20 protein-coding genes are annotated in these 19,140 nt (G+C 37.1%); 5 read left to right on the forward strand and 15 right to left on the reverse strand.

Annotated elements, in window-relative coordinates; translation table 11 throughout:
* Window positions 1-123: 123 nt before the first annotated feature.
* The 5 genes from ytpR to BWGOE10_RS23420 all read right to left on the reverse strand — a co-directional run bounded on the left by ytpR (window position 124) and on the right by BWGOE10_RS23420 (window position 3,927).
* Window positions 124-738 (reverse strand): YtpR family tRNA-binding protein, encoded by a 615-nt coding sequence (ytpR, locus tag BWGOE10_RS23400; protein ID WP_070145159.1) that lies wholly within the window; start codon window positions 736-738, stop codon window positions 124-126.
* On the reverse strand, window positions 735-1,547 hold the full coding sequence (locus BWGOE10_RS23405; protein WP_070145160.1) for a DUF1444 domain-containing protein: 813 nt from the start codon (window positions 1,545-1,547) through the stop codon (window positions 735-737). The genes ytpR and BWGOE10_RS23405 overlap by 4 nt, the downstream gene beginning before the upstream one ends.
* Window positions 1,548-1,626: 79 nt before the next feature.
* Window positions 1,627-1,941 (reverse strand): thioredoxin family protein, encoded by a 315-nt coding sequence (locus tag BWGOE10_RS23410; RefSeq protein WP_002015619.1) that lies wholly within the window; start codon window positions 1,939-1,941, stop codon window positions 1,627-1,629.
* An 84-nt stretch (window positions 1,942-2,025) separates the two neighbouring features.
* Window positions 2,026-2,535, reverse strand: a complete 510-nt coding sequence (locus BWGOE10_RS23415) for a DUF84 family protein (RefSeq protein WP_070145161.1) — start codon at window positions 2,533-2,535, stop codon at window positions 2,026-2,028.
* 318 nt (window positions 2,536-2,853) lie between these two features.
* Window positions 2,854-3,927, reverse strand: a complete 1,074-nt coding sequence (locus tag BWGOE10_RS23420) for a M42 family metallopeptidase (RefSeq protein ID WP_002123132.1) — start codon at window positions 3,925-3,927, stop codon at window positions 2,854-2,856.
* Window positions 3,928-4,075: 148 nt separating this feature from the next.
* Between BWGOE10_RS23420 and BWGOE10_RS23425 the strand changes: the two genes are divergently transcribed.
* Window positions 4,076-4,387, forward strand: a complete 312-nt coding sequence (locus BWGOE10_RS23425; protein ID WP_070145162.1) for a PepSY domain-containing protein — start codon at window positions 4,076-4,078, stop codon at window positions 4,385-4,387.
* Window positions 4,388-4,412: 25 nt separating this feature from the next.
* Here the strand turns inward: BWGOE10_RS23425 and BWGOE10_RS23430 are convergent, their stop codons facing one another.
* On the reverse strand, window positions 4,413-5,267 hold the full coding sequence (locus BWGOE10_RS23430; RefSeq protein ID WP_070145163.1) for a YtnP family quorum-quenching lactonase: 855 nt from the start codon (window positions 5,265-5,267) through the stop codon (window positions 4,413-4,415).
* A 70-nt stretch (window positions 5,268-5,337) separates the two neighbouring features.
* Window positions 5,338-5,991: a tRNA (guanosine(46)-N7)-methyltransferase TrmB gene (trmB, locus tag BWGOE10_RS23435; protein WP_070145164.1), complete on the reverse strand. Its 654-nt coding sequence runs from the start codon at window positions 5,989-5,991 to the stop codon at window positions 5,338-5,340.
* A gap of 232 nt (window positions 5,992-6,223) precedes the next feature.
* Here trmB and BWGOE10_RS23440 point away from each other — a divergent pair, with 232 nt between their 5' ends.
* Window positions 6,224-6,502 carry a YtzH-like family protein gene (locus BWGOE10_RS23440; protein WP_001122236.1) on the forward strand — a complete coding sequence of 93 codons (279 nt, stop codon included), beginning with the start codon at window positions 6,224-6,226 and terminating at the stop codon, window positions 6,500-6,502.
* Between the two features lie 3 nt (window positions 6,503-6,505).
* On the opposite strand, the gene BWGOE10_RS23445 is transcribed toward BWGOE10_RS23440, so the two are convergent.
* From BWGOE10_RS23445 to pepV, 4 genes are all read right to left on the reverse strand, one after another.
* Complete coding sequence (locus BWGOE10_RS23445) at window positions 6,506-7,303, reverse strand: phosphotransferase family protein (protein ID WP_070145165.1); 798 nt, start codon at window positions 7,301-7,303, stop codon at window positions 6,506-6,508.
* A gap of 245 nt (window positions 7,304-7,548) precedes the next feature.
* Complete coding sequence (gene pulA, locus BWGOE10_RS23450) at window positions 7,549-9,690, reverse strand: type I pullulanase (protein ID WP_070145166.1); 2,142 nt, start codon at window positions 9,688-9,690, stop codon at window positions 7,549-7,551.
* 143 nt (window positions 9,691-9,833) lie between these two features.
* Window positions 9,834-10,373, reverse strand: coding sequence for an RNA 2',3'-cyclic phosphodiesterase (gene thpR, locus BWGOE10_RS23455; RefSeq protein ID WP_070145167.1), 540 nt, complete (start codon window positions 10,371-10,373; stop codon window positions 9,834-9,836).
* Between the two features lie 246 nt (window positions 10,374-10,619).
* The gene (gene pepV, locus BWGOE10_RS23460; RefSeq protein WP_070145168.1) at window positions 10,620-12,026 is read right to left on the reverse strand and encodes a dipeptidase PepV; all 1,407 of its coding nucleotides are present in this window, start codon (window positions 12,024-12,026) and stop codon (window positions 10,620-10,622) included.
* 357 nt (window positions 12,027-12,383) lie between these two features.
* On the opposite strand from pepV, the gene BWGOE10_RS23465 reads away from it, so the two are divergent.
* A complete protein-coding gene (locus BWGOE10_RS23465; protein WP_000805512.1) occupies window positions 12,384-12,605 on the forward strand; it encodes a DeoR family transcriptional regulator in 222 nt (73 codons plus the stop codon).
* An 83-nt stretch (window positions 12,606-12,688) separates the two neighbouring features.
* On the opposite strand, the gene BWGOE10_RS23470 is transcribed toward BWGOE10_RS23465, so the two are convergent.
* A complete protein-coding gene (locus BWGOE10_RS23470; RefSeq protein WP_070145169.1) occupies window positions 12,689-13,417 on the reverse strand; it encodes a pseudouridine synthase in 729 nt (242 codons plus the stop codon).
* Window positions 13,418-13,458: 41 nt separating this feature from the next.
* Window positions 13,459-15,111, reverse strand: a complete 1,653-nt coding sequence (locus tag BWGOE10_RS23475; RefSeq protein WP_070145170.1) for a polysaccharide biosynthesis protein — start codon at window positions 15,109-15,111, stop codon at window positions 13,459-13,461.
* A gap of 271 nt (window positions 15,112-15,382) precedes the next feature.
* Here BWGOE10_RS23475 and BWGOE10_RS23480 point away from each other — a divergent pair, with 271 nt between their 5' ends.
* Window positions 15,383-16,654, forward strand: coding sequence for an NAD(P)/FAD-dependent oxidoreductase (locus tag BWGOE10_RS23480; RefSeq protein ID WP_070145171.1), 1,272 nt, complete (start codon window positions 15,383-15,385; stop codon window positions 16,652-16,654).
* 212 nt (window positions 16,655-16,866) lie between these two features.
* On the forward strand, window positions 16,867-18,309 hold the full coding sequence (locus BWGOE10_RS23485; protein ID WP_070145172.1) for an MDR family MFS transporter: 1,443 nt from the start codon (window positions 16,867-16,869) through the stop codon (window positions 18,307-18,309).
* A gap of 41 nt (window positions 18,310-18,350) precedes the next feature.
* Here BWGOE10_RS23485 and BWGOE10_RS23490 read toward each other — a convergent pair whose 3' ends face one another.
* On the reverse strand, window positions 18,351-18,674 hold the full coding sequence (locus tag BWGOE10_RS23490) for an ArsR/SmtB family transcription factor (RefSeq protein WP_070145173.1): 324 nt from the start codon (window positions 18,672-18,674) through the stop codon (window positions 18,351-18,353).
* Complete coding sequence (locus BWGOE10_RS23495) at window positions 18,675-19,106, reverse strand: SRPBCC family protein (protein WP_070145174.1); 432 nt, start codon at window positions 19,104-19,106, stop codon at window positions 18,675-18,677.
* Window positions 19,107-19,140 lie beyond the last annotated feature (34 nt).

Raw genomic sequence — 19,140 nt, forward strand, 5'->3', positions numbered from 1 at the left:
TTCTAAATTTTACCTAATCCATTTTTAAAATACAATATAGATTTTGAGAGGAAACGTTACAATGCTAGGAATTTCGCATAAAAAAATAGCCTCACTTATGCGAGACTACTTTTCTAACATCAATTAAAATTTAAATTCTTGTCCAACTTCAAAGCTATCTTCTAATACAAGAATACCTTTTTCTTGTGGAGCATCTGGAAGCTCTAACTCACGTGCAGAGCAAATCATTCCAGAAGAAGGAACACCGCGAAGTTCAGCTGGTTTAATTAACATACCACTTGGCATTACAGCACCGATTTTTGCAACAACAACTTTTTGTCCTGCATCAACATTTGGTGCACCACATACGATTTGTAATGTTTCTGTACCGATTTCTACTGTACAAATGTTTAATTTATCAGCATTTGGATGCTTTTCTTTTTCAGCTACATAGCCTACAACAAATTTCGGCGTGAAATCAGCTTCTACTTTTTCTTCAAAGCCGTTCTTCGCTAAAATGTCGTTAATTTTTTCAACAAATTCTTTTGTTAATGTAACGTTTCCGTTGTCTGTTACTTCTACATAAGAAGACGCATTAAAGATGTTGAATCCTCCTGTTACGTTGCTTTCACGATCATAAACGCGAGCAACATCTCCTTTGCGGTCAAATGTACGGTTTTCTAAAGTAATATCTTGTAAGGTAACAATTAAAGTGTCACCAATTCCTTCAAGGTTGTAAAAAACGTTCACTTCGTTCATCCTTTCTCTTTTCCATCTGTCTTCTTCCGATTCTTCGCTAAAATAAAGATTGGTTCGAAGTCTCCATCTTCATATACGAATGAAAGTGATGTAATCGGAACATGCCCTTCGGCAAAAAATTTCATTGTCATTTGTGCAATAATATCATAACCGATTTCGTTGACGATATCAGCAATAATTAATACATCTTGGTGAGGAACTGCAACAACCATATCACCAGAGATCTTTTCACGCATCGAGTGTAGTAACGATTCGTTTAAAATACGACTCGCATCGTATCCATCATTTGTGTTTAAAAAGTAGAATGTATTACCTGCTACTGTGTCCTGCTTAAATTCATAACCTAATGAGCGAGCATTAAATAATGCCATTTCACGTACTTGTTGCTCTGTAAGCTCTAATTTTTGCAATAAGTGCTCATCAATTAATCGATACGTTTTATTAGAATCTAGCGCATAGTAAATACGTGTTTCCGCCGTATGGTCCGTCATAATAAACGGATTTCCTTCTTCTGATTGTTTCGGGAAAGAAGTAGAGCGAATAACAGGTAAAATTTTCGCCGTGCTATTTTCTTCTTTATGCATTGCAATTAGCGCTTCTTGTACGTAATAAGCGACCTCTTCAATCGCTTTTTCTTTGTTCACTTCCCATTTTGCCACTACTCCTGGAAGTGATACGTTAATACCTTTTTTCGAGTCTGTTTGTTCAATACGAAGAACTTCTTTCTCGCTATCATATTGAAAGCCCCATTCTGGTCGAGATAATTTCTTCATTAACTCGTCTTTCATCTTTTTACTTGTCATTTTCATCTCTTTTTCCTCCCTTCCAAAAAAATAACCTCCCCCGCGAAGGTAGAGGTTGTTTTTACAATTCAATTGGCTAATTGTCTTATTTTAAACCTTCAATAAACTCTTCGATTTGCTCTTGTGTTTTACGATCTTTATTTACATAGCGTCCAGTTTCTTCACCTTTATTGTACGCTACAAAGCTTGGAATGCCAAATACGTCTACTTTCACGCATAAATCAATAAACTCATCACGATCTACATAGTAAAATGAGAAATCACTATACTTCTCTTCTACTTCTGGCATAAATGGATCAACGAAACGGCAATCTGGGCACCATTCTGCTGAGAACATGAAGACTACATTCTCTTCATTTTTTAATTCTTGGAATTGTTCCATGCTTTCTAATGATTTCATCTATATTTCCTCCTCTAACGAGTGCACTTTTTTCACACTATAATCTTTTCTTTATACTACCATACATCGCGCGTGGTGCAAGGTTTATGCTTGCTTTTCATCATACTTATACTGCCCAACAAGTAACTTAACCACGTGTACAAATAATTCCGTTCTGTCGACATAATCATCTGTAAAAATACCGATAGCACCTTCGTGACTACGAATATCTTTTCGCTCTACAAACTCTTCCATCACTTCACTTAGCTCTTTTCCTTCTTCAAGCGGTGCTAAAAAATCGTCTGGCAACTTAATACGTGCCCCGCCTGCAACAAATGTTTTACCTTCAATCGTCGCTAAAGCACCCCAGTTACACATAAATAACCCATGCTCCGTTTTCATAACGCCGCCTTCTAGCCCAATGCCGATATGAGCCTCACCTTCCTGCAACGCTCTCTTCGCTCTATTTACTGCTCCTTGCATCGTCTCTTCATCTGAGAAAGGCTGGTTTGCTACTCCCGACGGAACAGAAAGAGATGTAATTTCAGCATCTTTCCAAACCTTCTCCACAGCCCCAACCTTCGTTTTATTCTTCGATCCAACTACTACCTTCATTTCACTCACCTCTATATAAATTCATCATTTTGTCCCGATGCTAGCCTTGAACATAGAATCAGTCTTCATACCTGGGGGTTACGAGCATCAATTAAGCACTAACCGCCACCACTCATCACTGGGTCATCTATTCAACCTAAAAAAGAAGGTGGCTTCCCTCAACATTACCGTCCTCGAACACAAAAACAGCCTTCCTCTCACTTCCTACCCGGGGTTTTTATACATCATTCGAGCACCCATTAAGCACTGACCGCTACCATACATCGCTGGGGCATCTATTCAACCTAAAAAAAGAAGGGTTTTTTCCCTTCTTCCTCTCTACGCGTTATTCTTAATTGTCTCTAACGTCGTTTTGTCCGTCGCTCTCACAAGCTTCGTAATTAATTCCTTCGCTGCCGCATAATCATCAACATGTAAAATAGAAGCATGTGTATGAATGTAGCGTGCACAAACACCAATTACTGCTGATGGGATACCAGAGTTACTTGTATGTACACGGCCCGCATCTGTACCACCTTGTGAAATAAAGTATTGGTACGGAATGTTATGTGTTTCTGCTGTATCTAAAATGAATTCGCGCATTCCTCTATGCGTTACCATTGTGCGGTCATAAATGCGAAGAAGAGCTCCTTTTCCTAATTGACCGAACTGCGTCTTATCACCAGATGCATCATTTGCTGGACTTGCATCAAGCGCATAGAAAATATCTGGTTGAATCATATTTGCAGCAGTTTGTGCTCCGCGAAGACCTACTTCTTCTTGTACAGTCGCACCAGAGTATAGTGTGTTTGGTAATGTCTCATCTTTTAATTCTTTTAGCAATTCGATAGCAAGGCCACATCCATAGCGGTTGTCCCAAGCTTTCGCCATAATTTTCTTTTCATTTGCCATTGGCGTGAATGGGCAGATTGGCACGATTTGTTGCCCTGGCTTTATGCCAATTTCAATCGCATCTTCATAACTATCTGCACCTATGTCAATTAACATATTTTTTATATCCATCGGTTTTGCACGTTGCGCATCACTTAATAAATGAGGAGGAATAGAACCAACAACCCCAATAACAGGACCATTCTTCGTCATAACTTGTACACGCTGAGCTAATAGTACTTGGCTCCACCAGCCACCTAGCGTTTGAAAACGAAGCATCCCATTTTTCGTAATTTGCGTAACCATGAAACCTACTTCATCCATATGACCTGCTACAAGAACACGCGGGCCAGTTTCGTCCCCTTTTTTCAGGCCAAATACGCTACCTAAACCGTCTTGTACAATCTCATCAGCATATTTGCTTAATTCTTGCTTCATAAAACGGCGCACATCATGTTCAAAACCTGATGCACCTTGTAATTCTGTTAACGTACGAAATAATTGTAATGTCTCTTTATTCACGAAGTCCCCTTCTTTCAAACCTTAGTAGAATACCTCTTTTATTGTAACGAAATTTTCGAAATGTTTCTAGTTTCTTCTTTTTTAGTTGCATTTGCATTATAATTATTATTGGTACACTATTTTTATTTTACAGAATTGAGGTGAATATATGAGCTGGAAAGGTTTAGTAGCAGGTCTTGGCGTTGGGTTTGCAGCTGGTTATTTCGTTGCAAACAAAGTACAAGAACAATCCCATATTTCTTCAGAAAAAGCATTGAAAATGGTGAAACAAGCATTAAGTCATAAAGGTGAAATTACTGGCTCTTGGGTACATATGGTTCCAGAGACATTTGAAAAATATGATGTCGCGTACGAAGTTTATCGCGGCGGTCTTACAACGATGTTAGATGAAATACAAGAACGGTTTGAATTTTTAGTTGATGCTAAAACAGGCACTGTTTTAGAAGTTATAGCAGCATAAAAAAAGCTAGTAATTACTAGCTTTTTTAAGCTTCTACAATCGTTTTTCTCTCTATCTTTTCCACTATATGCCCTTCCTCATTCCACTTTACTGCACGGTAATATGCATCATGATAAAAAGTAAACCACGCCTCTTTTTCAGCACCATACTTCATCCACTTTTGCTTATTTTCAATTGATGTCATCGGATAATCATCATACGCCATTACCCATAATACATTTTGATGCGCATGCGTTGGCAAGAGATCTGCTAAATGAAGCATCGCTTCACCTTGACTTTCCAAAGCGATAACTGCATGTCCATCACTATGGCCACCCGTATGTGCCATTTTTATTTCATCCGTAATTTCTATTTCTTTTTGGAACGTAACAACTTTATCTACAATCGGCTCCCAATTTTCCTTCCAATATGTATTACGTGATCTAATATTTGGGTTCCTCATTTCATTCCACTCTGGTTCACTTACGTAAACTTTCGCATTCGGAAACGCCGGTACAAAGTGATCATCTTTCCATTTTGTTAAACCCGATGCATGATCAAAATGAAGGTGCGTCATTAAAACATAATGAATATCTTCCGGCTTTAATCCTAGTTTTTCTAATGATTCATAAACGGACGATTCTTCTGTTACACCTTGATTCCGCTTCATTTTCTCATTCAATTTACCGTTCCCTATCCCTGAATCAATCAGCATGTTTCCTTCTTTCGTTTGTAAAAGTAACGGATCTGTTCGTAAATAAATATGATTTGTATCATTGTGTTTATATTTGCGTGACCAAAGTACTTTTGGCACAACTCCAAACATTGCGCCTCCATCTAAATGTGTATTCCCACCTTTTAGCCACGTCACTTTTATATTTCCAATTTGTAACTGTTCCATATCCCATCCCCCTTTTCTATTTAATTTTAACATAATATTCCGATTATTTTTCGTATAAAAAACCTATGCATTACTGCATAGGCTCCGTACGGTATTTTGCTTCAACTCGGTAAATACGATGACCTTTACTAGAGAATTTCTCTTCGTATTCTGTCATAATATTTCCTTCATAATCACTATTATGAAGATCTAGGCTAAGGTAAGTTAATAACATACCATACTCAGCCATACTCATAAGAGAATACTCAAATAAGCCTTGGTTATCAGTTTTGAAATGAATTTCTCCGCCATCTACTAACACTTCTTCATAATTGCGTAAAAATGTTTTATACGTTAAACGACGCTTCGTATGACGATTCTTCGGCCATGGATCTGAGAAGTTTAAATAAACGCGGTCAATTTCACCTTTCGCAAAGAAAACTGTTAAATCTTCAGCATCTTTATTAATTAACTTTAAGTTCGGTACTTCTTCTTCAATTAATTTATCAAGTGCATCTACAACAACACTTGTGAATTTTTCAATTCCAATATAGTTTATATGCGGATTTGCTTTTGCCATATCATACATAAAGCGGCCACGTCCTGTACCTACTTCAATATGAATTGGCTGTTCATTTCCAAATACTTCTTTCCAGCTACCAGCGCGCTCCTCTGGGTTCCCAATTACTATATGTGAATACTCATTAATTCGATCCATTGCATAAGGCTTATGTCTTAAACGCATAGATGTCTCCCTCTCTTTACAAAACTATTTTAAAGGAAAAATTCCTTCTTTCTGTTTTAATCAATCTATCAAACAAAAAACCAAGTACGTACGAGCACTCGGTCCGTTTCTTTCAAGTATAAGATGTACCATTTTGATAAAAACTACATAAAGCATTAAACATTCCATGACGAAACAGCTTTTTCTCTTACATTTCTAGTGAGAGAAAAACACTCGAAAGGATGATCCGTTCATGCCAATTAATCAACAGCATCAATTAGAAGTGTTAAAAGATATTTTAGTCAACCATCAAAGTGATTGCTGCGGGACAGTTTCTGAATGCGAGCAATTAGAGCGCCTCATTCAATCGTTACTCGCAAACGATAGTATAAGTAGTGACGCTAAAGCAATGCTAAACGATGTATATTCTTATAGTCAATCGGGTAAATCTTCCTCTAATTTGGACAACCATATTTCCAATAATCAAGAACAACTTACTCAGTGGATTGCTGGAATGGACAATTTTTCTTAAGTATTATTCTGAAGCAAGTAGTTGCTGTAAATATTGATGCCAATATTTAGCTTCTGCTTGCTGCTTTTTTGTTGTGTGCCATTGAATAGATAAAATCGTTTGTGCTATCACATACCATCTCATACGCCTAAGTAATGATTCATCTAGTTCAACATCATAATATCCGAGCCACTCACTCCATTCATGACGCGGAACATACCAATATAATAACATACCAAGGTCTAAAGCTGGGTCAGCAATAACAGCTCCATCCCAATCAATTAAAAACAATTCATCTTCATCCGACAATATCCAATTGTTATGGTTTACATCACAATGGCATACAACGAATTCATCGTACTCAATATCTTTTAATGACTCTGTTAAATATTGAAGACCTTGCTGAATTGTTTCATCAACTCTTATATCTCCTCTTAAAACGAGCTGTAATTGTTGTAATAACTCTTGCGCATGAAGCGGCTGCTTTCCTAGCCTTTGAATCATCTGCACAAGCGCTTTAGAGGAGTGTATTTTCTTCAAAAGTTTCGCAACACGTTCTAGTTTCATATCCTCTTGCTCTAACTTCTGTCCCGGAAGCCATTTTTGAGCAGAAATTACATCACCGTTCGTTACCCTTCTTGTCCAAAGTAATTTTGGAACAATTCCTTCTGCTGACAATACCGCTAAAAAGGGCGATGTATTCCGCTTTAAAAATAACTTTTGTTGTCCGTTTTGCGCAATATATGCATCGCCCGTTACTCCACCAGCCGGTATAAGACTCCACTCTTTTCCTAATAATTGTTCCAACCATTCCATATTCATTACCCGTTAACAAATCCTTATCTTTTATAGTTATGAAAAGAAAAACCGCAACATTTCTACACATGTTGTGGATTCATATATTTTACTGTATTTGAATGAAAAAACTTGGCATAAGCCGAAAACAGGATAAATCGCCTGTTCTTCTAGTTTATTTTACAAAATCACTCATAGAATGACAACTTATCAAAATCGTCACCTTTGTCAATTCTACATTTATTACATTCTCATCGTCAAGTAGCGATTTGTCACATTATCGTCAATATATACGTGCTAGTTGGAGCCAGTTGAAGTTCCTTTCCTCTAAATGAAGAAATTGGCTGTGTTTTTGCTTGCTTTTCGTTTACTAATACATACCACGTTTCTTCTTTTGGGAGCTGAACTATTTCATTTTGCAAACCACTATTGAATAGCACTACAATCTCTTTCCATGGTCCGAAAGATTCTACATTTCGCAAATGGTATACAAGTGTTTCTTTTGATATTTTCAAAAAAGTCATATGCTTCTTTATAAGGTCAGCGCTTTTTAATCGGAATGCCCCATGCTCCTTCCGAACCGCAATTAAACCTTTTATATAGTTAACCGTCTCCATCTCTTTTTCTTTTTGATCCCAATCTAATCGATTGATTTCATCATTTGCATTATAACTATTTTCATTTCCTTGCTTCGTACGATAAAACTCTTGCCCCGCATGTAAAAAAGGAATCCCTTGTGAAAGAATAACCATTGCAGTCGCTAAACGATGACGCCTTTTCAAAATTTCTTCTGATTCTGGATTACTTTGCACTAGTTTATCCCACATCGTCATATTGTCATGACATTCTACATAGTTGATGCTTTGTACTGGCTCTAGGAACAATCCTGTCTCTTTTATACTTAAAAGACTACCAGCTACTATATACTGCAAATGATTACAGTCTACATGCCCACCAAATGCAAAGCCACGTTTATTTATATTAAAAGTACTTCCTTTTATTCCATCACGAAATTGATCATTAAACTGTGCGATACATGGCATTTTATTCGCATTATTTAACGTCGCTTTCTCTTCAAGAGGAAGCGGTGTTTGTAAATCCCATCCTTCACCTAATAACAGCGCATCCTGCTTTATTTTTCGTACTTCTTTTTCTAACGCATTCATCGTTTCAACATCTAAAATTCCCATTAAATCAAATCGGAATCCATCAACATTGTATTCAGTAAGCCAATATAAAACAGATTCTATAATAAATTTCCTCATCATTTTCCGTTCAGATGCTATATCATTTCCAACTCCCGTCCCATTAGAAGGCATACCATCTTCCCCATGACGAAAATAATATCCCGGGACAAGCTTCTCAAATGATGATAATTCTCTTTCATAAACATGATTATATACAACATCTATAATCACTCGAATGCCGTGATCATGAAATGTTTCAATTAGTTGTTTACACTCTACTATCCTGTTATACGGATCAGAAAGGTTTGTAACATAAAATCCCGTCGGTATATTGTAATATAACGGATTATAGCCCCAATTATATGCGGAAGCAGGATTCACTTCATCTATACCACCAAAACAATGTAAAGGTAATAGTTCAACATGTGTAACGCCTAAATCTTTTATATGAGACAATCCTGTTAATGTCCCATTTCGCCCCATTGTCTCTTCTTCCATCAATCCTTTATATGTTCCCTTTTTATTCACTCCACTGTTTGGATGAATAGTAGCGTCACGAATATGCAGTTCATACAATATCGCATCTGTCATTGACTGTAATGGTGATAGTTCTACTCGTTTTGTCACATTCGTTTTTTCCAAATCGATAACAACGCCGTGTTTTCCATTTATAGTCGCAGACTTTGCATAAGGGTCAACCGCTTCGTTCCATATTAAATTAATACAAACAAGGAATGTATATCGTGCTCCATCATGATCACCTTGTAATGTATGAGTCCACACTCCGTTTCCTTCTCTGTTCATTTCATAATCAATATATTCTTTATCACTTTTATAAATCCGTACTTTCGCAAGCCTTGCAGTCGGAGCCCATACTTTAAATATTGTTTCTTCTTTTTTATACACAGCACCTAAGTCGGTACCTTCGTAATAATATTTTTCATCGAAAATTACTGTTCGAATCACAGCGCCTATTTGTAAATCTGTTTCTTCATTCCGTTCATCACGTACTGTATAATACTTCCCCACATCTAGCGGCTCTTCTATAAAACATTCATACTTCGTTGCATCTGGAAGAGCAATAGTATGAACAATCGGTAACTCTTTCACATTGCTTCCTTCTTGTAAACGAAATGTCCGGCTTGTTCCATACGCATGCGGGAGCAAAATTGTAATTTTATTCATTTCATCTAAATAGGCATCAAATGGACGTTTTACTTTCAACATAAAAAATCACCATCATTCTCAAAATTAAAATGAAACGAGCTGCAAATGACAAGGCTTTTCTTATCAGCGAAGCTCTATACAGTAACACATTATTCCCTATAGTATATTCACCTGTATAAAAAACGTTTTCATACATTCTATTTTTAAAATTTTATTTCGGCAACTGGTCTATACTTTGGCGTTTCCTTAACGTGGGATTCATACAAAGTAATCGTATCTGCTTGAAATGATGTTACAGGTAAATCTTTTACATTTGTCAGATCAAATACTTTGTCTCCTGCCCATTTACGCGCAACAGTAATATGTGGATGATAAGGACGTGTCTCTAGAGAGAATCCATTTTCTTCACAAATTATATGCACTTGTTTTTGCAACTGAACCAAATCAGGATTTTCACTTACCTTCGCCCAAAAAATACGCGGCTTGTCTTCTAGGCCAAACGTTGAAAATCCTTGTAACGTAAACGATAGTTCTTTTGTTTCTGTAAGTGTTTGTAATCCATTCTTTATTCCTTCTAATTGTTCCTCTGTCGCGCTTCCTAAAAATGAAAGTGTAATATGATAGTCTTCTTCATGTACCCACGAGCGAAATGGTAATTCATCCTTCATTTCCTCTTTATAATTAGAAAGACTTTCTTTTATATGACGTGGTAAAGTTACTGCGACAAAATAATGCGGCACCATCTACATCGTCTCCTTTATGTTATTGTTGCTTTTCTTTCTTATCTCATTCAGCTAAAAAGAAGCGAACCATCCAAAAAGTCTAACCTTTGAATAGATTTATTTTCTTCTTAGTTAAGATCGCAATAGTAAATGAAATTATATTAACGTTTCGACAAGAAATATCGACTTAATAACAAAATACGACAATAAAAGCAACCTATTCCTAACAGAAAACCGTCCCAAAAAACCTTTTGGGACGGCCTCTCATTATTTCGCTAATTCATGAATTGCTTGCGCATAAATCGCTGTTGCTTTTAATAAATCTTCAATTTCAATGTACTCGTCTTTTTGATGCGCAAGTTCTTCTTTTCCTGGGAATAACGGGCCAAACGCAACGCCAGCTTTCAATGAACGAGCATAAGTACCACCGCCAATTGCTAACAATTCAGCTTTTTCACCAGTTTGTTCTTCATATACACGTTGCAAAGTACGAATTAACGTATGATCTTTGTCAACGTGATGCGGGCGAGAGTTAGAATAATCCGCTACTTCAAACCCATGAGTACCAACATATTCTTTTAACTTTGCAATCATTTCTTCAAAATTAGTTGTAACTGGATAGCGTACATTTAATCCTAAATTACCACCGTTTTCTTGCGAATAAGACAGGCGACCAACATTCACTGTTAACGGGCCACTAATATCGTCTTTATAAGAAATACCAGCTTTCTCTCCAATAATATCTCCTGTAAATGTTTCTGTTATAAACGATGCAAATGAAGCCCCTTTTCCATCAAGAGAAACTTTCGTTAAGCAGTTTGCCAATAATAAACCTGCATTTTCTCCCTTTTCCGGAGTAGATCCGTGAGCTGAAATCCCTTTGATTTGCAACGTCACCGTATTTCCTTCTACAATTGCTTTACCTATTTTGTTAGCAGTTTGTAAATACTCTTCATATGCTACTGTAAGTGCATTTACATTTTCTCCTGTAATAACGGCTTCTGCAAAATCAGGAACCATATTTAAACGACGACCTGACTCAAATGAAATAAGCTTAAATGTGCCTTCTTTCTCTACGCTACCATTTTGCACAACTTGTATGTCAGAAATTCCTTTTTCCGCATTAATAATTGGAAAATCTGCATCCGGCGCAAAACCGATTGTTGGCATTTCTTCATTTTTAAAATAATGATCTACACACTTCCAATTACTTTCCTCATCTGTTCCTAAAATCATACGAACACGTTTGGAAAGAGGTAAGCCTAATTCTTTAACGATTTTCATCGCATAATAAGCTGCCATTGTCGGCCCTTTATCATCAATTGCACCACGTGCAAAAATCTTCCCATCACGAATATCCGCACTATACGCAGGAGTTGTCCAGCCGTCTCCTTCTGGTACAACATCAACGTGACAAAGAATACCTACTAACTCTTCTCCTTGTCCCATTTCAAGATGACCTGCATATCCTTCTAAATTTTTAGAAGTGAAACCTTCTGCTTCTCCTTTATGTAACATGAAAGATAAAGCTTCTTCTACACCTTCACCAAATGGTGCGCCCTCTTTCGCAGATTCTTCTTCCCATACACTTTTAATTTGTAAAAATTGTTGTGTATCACGAATTAAATCATCTTTTCGTTTTGTAACTTCTTCTGTCCAATTAATCGTTGACATCACGCATCCATCCTTCACTATATTGTCTCTTTCATCATAGCAAACGAAAATCTCTTATGCCATACATGAAAACTTAATGACGAATAATTGTAATATTTCAGATATTTCTTATTAGTTTTTCTTTTATTTTCTCAAAAAAATTTGCAGGAATTTGGCGTTTTACGTAGAAATTTATGAGTTAGTTGACTGACCATATATACAATGTCAACTACCAATATTTTTCTATATGAATATTTGTTAAACTTTTGTAAAATTTAAGTAGATTAAAGCATGAATTTTATCATGTAGAGTACAATGGTAGTAACGACCTTCTTTCCTGAATGGGGTCAAAAAAACTAGTAGAGGAGTGGTTTTCTCTTGAAACCTACAACTACTCGTATGCTAACACGCATTAAATCAATTTATATGTACATCAATGAAAACGGAACGGTAACGACGAAAGACCTTGTAGATGAGTTCGGGATCACACCGCGAACGATACAACGTGATCTAAATGTGTTGCAGTTTAATGAACTCGTGTATAGCCCCTGCCGCGGTAAGTGGACAACAACAGGAAAGAAAGTGAGAATGACCTCATAACAAAAAAATAATTGTATGTAAATAAATACATACCCCTTTCTAACTCATTAGAAAGGGGTCTTTTCTATGCTTTGAAATTGGCGTTACTTTTCGTTATCTACTTGATACGTCTTTAACATTTCTACTTCTTCATCTGTTAATTCACGATATTGCCCAAGTTCTAACTCTTCATCTAACACTAAAGGTCCCATCTCTGTTCTCTTTAAATACACTACCTTTTTCCCTACCGCTTCAAACATACGCTTCACTTGATGGAATTTTCCTTCTGTAATAACAAGCTCAATTTCGGAAATATCATCACTCTTTAAAATTGTAAGTTCGCCTGGCTTCGTTTCATAGCCATCTTCTAAAATAACACCTTTAGAGAATTCTATTACATCCTCTTCCGTTACAACGCCTGAAATGTGTGCATAATATTTTTTCGGCACATGCTTTTTCGGAGATAATAGTTGATGCGTTAACTTCCCATCATTTGTGATTAATAAGAAACCTTCTGTATCAATATCGAGCCTTCCAACAGGGAATGGATCGAAAATCGCATCTTCTAATTCTAATAAATCTATTACTGTTTCGTGGTTATCATCTTCTGTCGCTGAAATAACACCTTGTGGTTTATGCATCATTAAATAAACAAACTCTTTATATTCCACAACTTCACCGTGAATCATAACCTCTTGCTCTTCTACATTCACATGAAACTTCGCATCTTTCACTGGCGTTCCATCAATTTTCACAACGCCGTCTTTCAGTAATTTCTTTACTTCTTTTCTACTTCCGTGTCCCATGTTCGCTAATAATTTATCTAATCTCATGTTCTTCACCTTCTTTATTTATCATAGAAAAGGGGACGTATTTACGCCCCTTTTGATTTCAACTTTATTTTGAATCTACTACCAAGTTTACGCTGGATTTTATCTAAAGCTTCTCCGCCAAATACTCTTTCTAGTACTCCTGTGCGAATCGCTAACAATCCGTAAACAAGTCCACCAATACCTGCACAAATCGCAACTGTAATAAGAGCACCAATACGGCCATCAGGCGAAATCATGAAGGATAGAAGCCATTGTGATAGTTTTACAGCAATAACCATTACAAGTGTTAATACTCCAATTTGGAATGTTCGCTTATATACAACACCAAATGAATAGTGTGCATGTTTTTTGATTTGTCTATTCGTATACCATACGGAAGCTAAGAAGCCGACTGCAGTAGCCAAAATCGCCCCAACTGTACCGAAATAACGAATAAAGATTACGTTACATACAAATTTCAAAATAACACCCATAGCAAGCGCGACAATCGCATGTTTTTGTTGATTAATCCCTTGCAGAATCGCCGCTGTTACTGTGAATAAAGCAAATAACAACGCAACTGGTGCATACCACATTAATACTTGTCCACCTAGTGGATCTGAGTCGTAGAAAGCAGTGTAAATTGGATATGCAAGTGTAGAAATACCAATAACTGCTGGCAATGTTAAAAACATATTCGCCTGGAATGTTTGTGTAATTTGTAATTTCAAATAACGGTATTGCTTTTCAGTAAACGACTTTGTAATCGCTGGCACGAGCGTTAAACTAAACGCTGTTGCAAGTGATACTGGAATCATAATTAATTTATGCGTCCACATCGTGAAAATACCGAGTGCTCGCTCTGCGATATCTCCTTGACCAATCGCCTGCATAATAGAGTTAAATGTCAATGTATCAATTTGTTGATATAAAGGAATTGTTAATCCAATTACAACGTAAGGAATTGCATATGCAAACAACTCTTTAAACAATTGAGCGGTACTTACCGTCGATTCTGGTACAGTTTGCTCAATTAAATATTGATCCAAATATTTTTTACGTTTTAACCAGTACCAAATTAATACGCCAAGTGCTCCAACTGCTGAAACGAACGCAGCAAATGTCGCAACCCCAACTGCCGTTGCTACTGTACCGCCAAGTACTTTAATAACGATGAAACTACCCGCTAATAAAAAGACGATACGAATAATTTGCTCAATAATTTGTGAAACCGTAGTCGGTCCCATCGATTGGTGGCCTTGGAAATAACCACGAATCAAACTTGCTGCCGGCACAACAATAAGCGCAAAACTTACGAGGCGAATAATCGTCGTAACTTCTTCTATCTTATTTTGTAAACTTTGTTTACCAAGCATTGCTTCTGCAAATAATGGTGCGGTCATGTACAGTACTAAGAAGGAAAGAACTCCTGTTACTATCATCATAACCATTCCCGAGCGGAACATTCTCCGACTCGTTTTATAATCTCCAAGTGCATTATATTTGGAAACAAACTTCGAAACAGCAAGCGGCACCCCTGCCGTTGCAATACTTAAAAATATCGTATATGGAATGTATCCATATGTATAGAGCGTTCCGCCTTCTGTGCCTACTAATGCATGAAATGGAAAGACGTAAATCATGCCTAAGAACTTTACTAAAAATGTCCCTAACGTCACAATAAGCGTTCCGCGCAGAAATTTTGAATCGGACATACAAAAATCCTCCTACATCTACATAAAGTGAAACTATAATTAGCGGGAGACTCTCCTCCTACTAACCATTCAAGCATTTACGGACCTCTTTACTTCTCTTAAATCTTAAGATAGTAGTCTTATTGCCCATAAATAGCAGGATAGTGCTGAACTCTAACTTTTGTATTGTACCACAATTCTCCCCTTAAGCAGTACTTCACTCTATTTTTCTTTTAAGGGAAAACATGCTATTCTTTTAGGCAGGAAATGTAGAAAATGAGGTCGATATATTATGCATTATGATGTTATTGTCATCGGCGGCGGTCCTTCAGGGCTAATGGCTGCAATCGGTGCTGCTGAAGAAGGCGCAAGCGTCTTACTTCTTGATAAAGGAAATAAACTAGGACGTAAACTTGCGATTTCTGGTGGTGGTCGTTGTAACGTAACGAACCGTCTACCACTTGATGAAATTGTTAAACATATACCTGGAAATGGTCGCTTCTTATACAGTGCTTTTTCTATTTTCAATAATGAAGATATTATTACATTCTTCGAAAATCTCGGCGTAAAGCTGAAAGAAGAAGACCATGGCCGTATGTTCCCAGTATCAAATAAAGCACAATCGGTAGTAGATGCACTTTTAACACGCTTAAAAGATTTAGGTGTAAAAATCCGTACAAATACACCTGTTGAAACGATTGAATATGAAAATGGTCAAACGAAAGCAGTCGTACTGCAAACAGGCGAAGTGTTAGAAACGAATCACGTCGTTATCGCTGTTGGCGGAAAATCTGTTCCTCAAACTGGTTCTACTGGAGACGGATACGCTTGGGCTGAAAAAGCTGGGCATACAATTACAGAGCTTTTCCCAACAGAAGTACCAATCCTTTCAAACGAACCGTTTATTCGTGACCGCACATTACAAGGTCTTGCTTTACGAGATGTAAACTTAAGTGTATTAAACCCGAAAGGAAAAGTTATCATTTCTCATAAAATGGACATGCTCTTCACTCACTTCGGCCTATCTGGTCCTGCTGCTCTTCGCTGTAGCCAATTCGTTGTGAAAGCGATGAAAAAGTTTAAAACGAACACAGTGCACATGAGTATCGATGCATTGCCAGAAGAAAATAGTGAGCAACTGTTCCAGCGCATGCTAAAACAAATGAAAGAAGATCCGAAAAAAGGAATTAAAAATGTTTTAAAAGGCTATGTTCCTGAACGTTACTTCCTATTCTTATTAGAAAAAAATGAAATTGACGGTAGCGAACAAGCTGGACAAGTTTCTCATGAGAAGATTCGTGCACTTGTGAAAGACTTTAAAGAATTTACCGTTCATGTAAATGGTACGCAGTCACTTGAAAAAGCATTCGTTACTGGTGGAGGGGTATCCGTTAAAGAAATTAATCCGAAAGAAATGGCTTCAAAATTCACGAATGGTTTATACTTCTGCGGAGAAGTTCTTGATATTCACGGTTATACTGGCGGCTATAACATTACATCTGCCCTTGTTACTGGCCGAATTGCCGGGACAACAGCTGGACAAAATGCGAAAATGCAATATTAAAGAAGAGACAGGGACTCCTGTTTCTTTTTTTAGTATGTTGGAATAGCAAAGCAGTACACGAAATTATATTGGCGATACTTTAAATATATCGACCGTTTCTTCAAAAATATCCCTTCCTCCTAACTTCCCATTGCTTTTTTGTTGCTTTATATACCTTAGTACCTTTATATTTTATATTGTTGAATATTCGAAAAAGGGTAAGGGGAAAACAAATGAGAAAAAAAGTCATGATGTCTTTAATGCTAATGACGTTTCTTTCTGCGGTAGAAGGAACGATTGTTAGTACAGCGATCCCTCGTATAACGAGTGATTTGTCAGGCGTCGAACTTGTTAGTTGGGTATATGCAATCTATATGCTTGCAACAGCTGTTTCGACTCCAATATACGGAAAGCTAGCTGATTTATTCGGCCGTAAAAAAGTTCTGCTCATCGGAGCAACAATCTTCTTAATCGGTTCTGCACTTTGCGGAGTCGTTACATCAATGGAACAATTAATCTTCTTCCGTGCTCTTCAAGGTATAGGGGCTGGTGCTGTTATGCCGATCACAATGACGATTATTGGAGACCTATATAGCGAAGCGAAAGACCGCGCGAAAGCACAAGGCTGGATGAGTGCCGTTTGGGGTGTATCTGGTGTTATTGGGCCGTTAGTAGGTGGATTTTTAGTTGATTCTCTTTCTTGGCGCTATATTTTCTTCTTAAACGTTCCTTTTGGAATTATCGCTTGCTTAATGTTTGCCACTTCTTATAAGGAATCTGTTAAGTCCACCGCTAAGCAACATATCGACTATCTTGGTGCGACAGTCTTCTCATTAAGTACAATTGCTTTACTATACGCATTATTAACAGGTAGCAGTAAGCAAAACTGGGGAGACATTTCAATTATCGGCCTATTAATCTTTGCCGCTGTTTCATTCATTATTTTCTTATACATCGAGAAAAAGTCTCCGGAACCATTAATTCCGCTAGCACTTTTCTCTAACCGTACATTATCTACAATAAACATACTAACTCTTATTGCTGGCGCAATGATTATTAGTATTACAGTGTATCTTCCAATTTGGAGCCAAGGTGTTTTAGGAAAAAATGCGACAGAGGCTGGACTCATTTTAATGCCGATTCCTGTTATGTGGACATTCGGTGCTATGTTCTCTGGTAACTTAGTTGGCAAGTTACAAACGAAACAAATTATTTTACTTGGAGCTAGCATTTTATCAGTTGCTACTTTCTTATTATTTACATTATCAACAGATTCACCATCATTCCTTATTTATGTTGCAGTCGGATTATTTGGCTTAGGAATGGGGCTTGTTACACCAATTTACATGGTAACAATTCAAGCAGCTGTACCGGCTCATACGCGCGGAACGGCAGTTGGTTTAAACACATTTATTAATACATTTAGTCAAACACTAGGCGCTGCAATCTTCGGAACGATCTTCAATACGATGATTCATGCACGTGGCATTAAAAACCTTGATCTTGTTTCTTCTGGCGGACATGGAGGAGCTACAGCAAACGTAGCAACCGAGTCTCAAGACGCATTAGCTGCAAGTGTACACGTCATTTATATGAGTACTTTCGTATTAGCAGTATTAACTTTAATTATTGCTTGGCTCTTATTAAAGCCAGCTAAACAAACAAGTGAACAATAATAAAGAGGGTGACCGTTTTGGTCACCCTCTTTTCATAAAACCTACTCTTCATTCTCCACAATATGTTTAAGCATGGACAATTTATTGTCCCAAAATCGTTCATAATACGAGAGCCACTGCTGTAATTCTTCTAACGGCTCTGGCTGCAAACGATATATCTTTTCTCTTCCGTTTTTTCTTCCACTCACTAAGTTTGCTTCCGAAAGAATATGAAGATGCTTCACAACTGCAGTACGGCTCATCGGAAAATGATCCGTTATTTTTGAAATTGGTAACTCTTTATCACTTAATAACCGTAACACTTCTCGGCGGGTTGGATCAGCAATTGCTTGAAATACATCATATTTCGCCGCTGACGAGGACACTTAACCTTCGACAACCTTTTTCAGTTTTTCATTTACAATCGCTACCCAGCCACCATTCATTCTATCGCGAATAATAGAGCTCTTCGCATTCGCTTTCGAAAGAATTTCATCAGGATGTTTCCAGCCGCCGTGAATTAACATAAATTCTGTTTTATTATCTCCTAAGTCTTTCAAATTAAATGAAACAATCCAACCATCTGTATCCCATGAGAAAGATAAATGATTTGGTTCATCAATCTCTAACACTTTACATGGTGATGGTCCAAAAGGTGATTGCACATGAAATTCATGTCCTACCTTTAATTCAAAATCATTTGGCATAAACCATGACGAAATTCCTTCTGCAGTTGATACTACATTCCATACTTTTTGAATAGGCGCGTTAAAAACGATTGTTTGTTTAATATCATTTAATGTATTTTGTTGTTCCATTTTATATCTCCTTTATTCGGCATTAAAACATAAC

The organism is Bacillus mycoides (assembly GCF_001757995.1).
Taxonomy (GTDB): domain Bacteria; phylum Bacillota; class Bacilli; order Bacillales; family Bacillaceae_G; genus Bacillus_A; species Bacillus_A mycoides_B.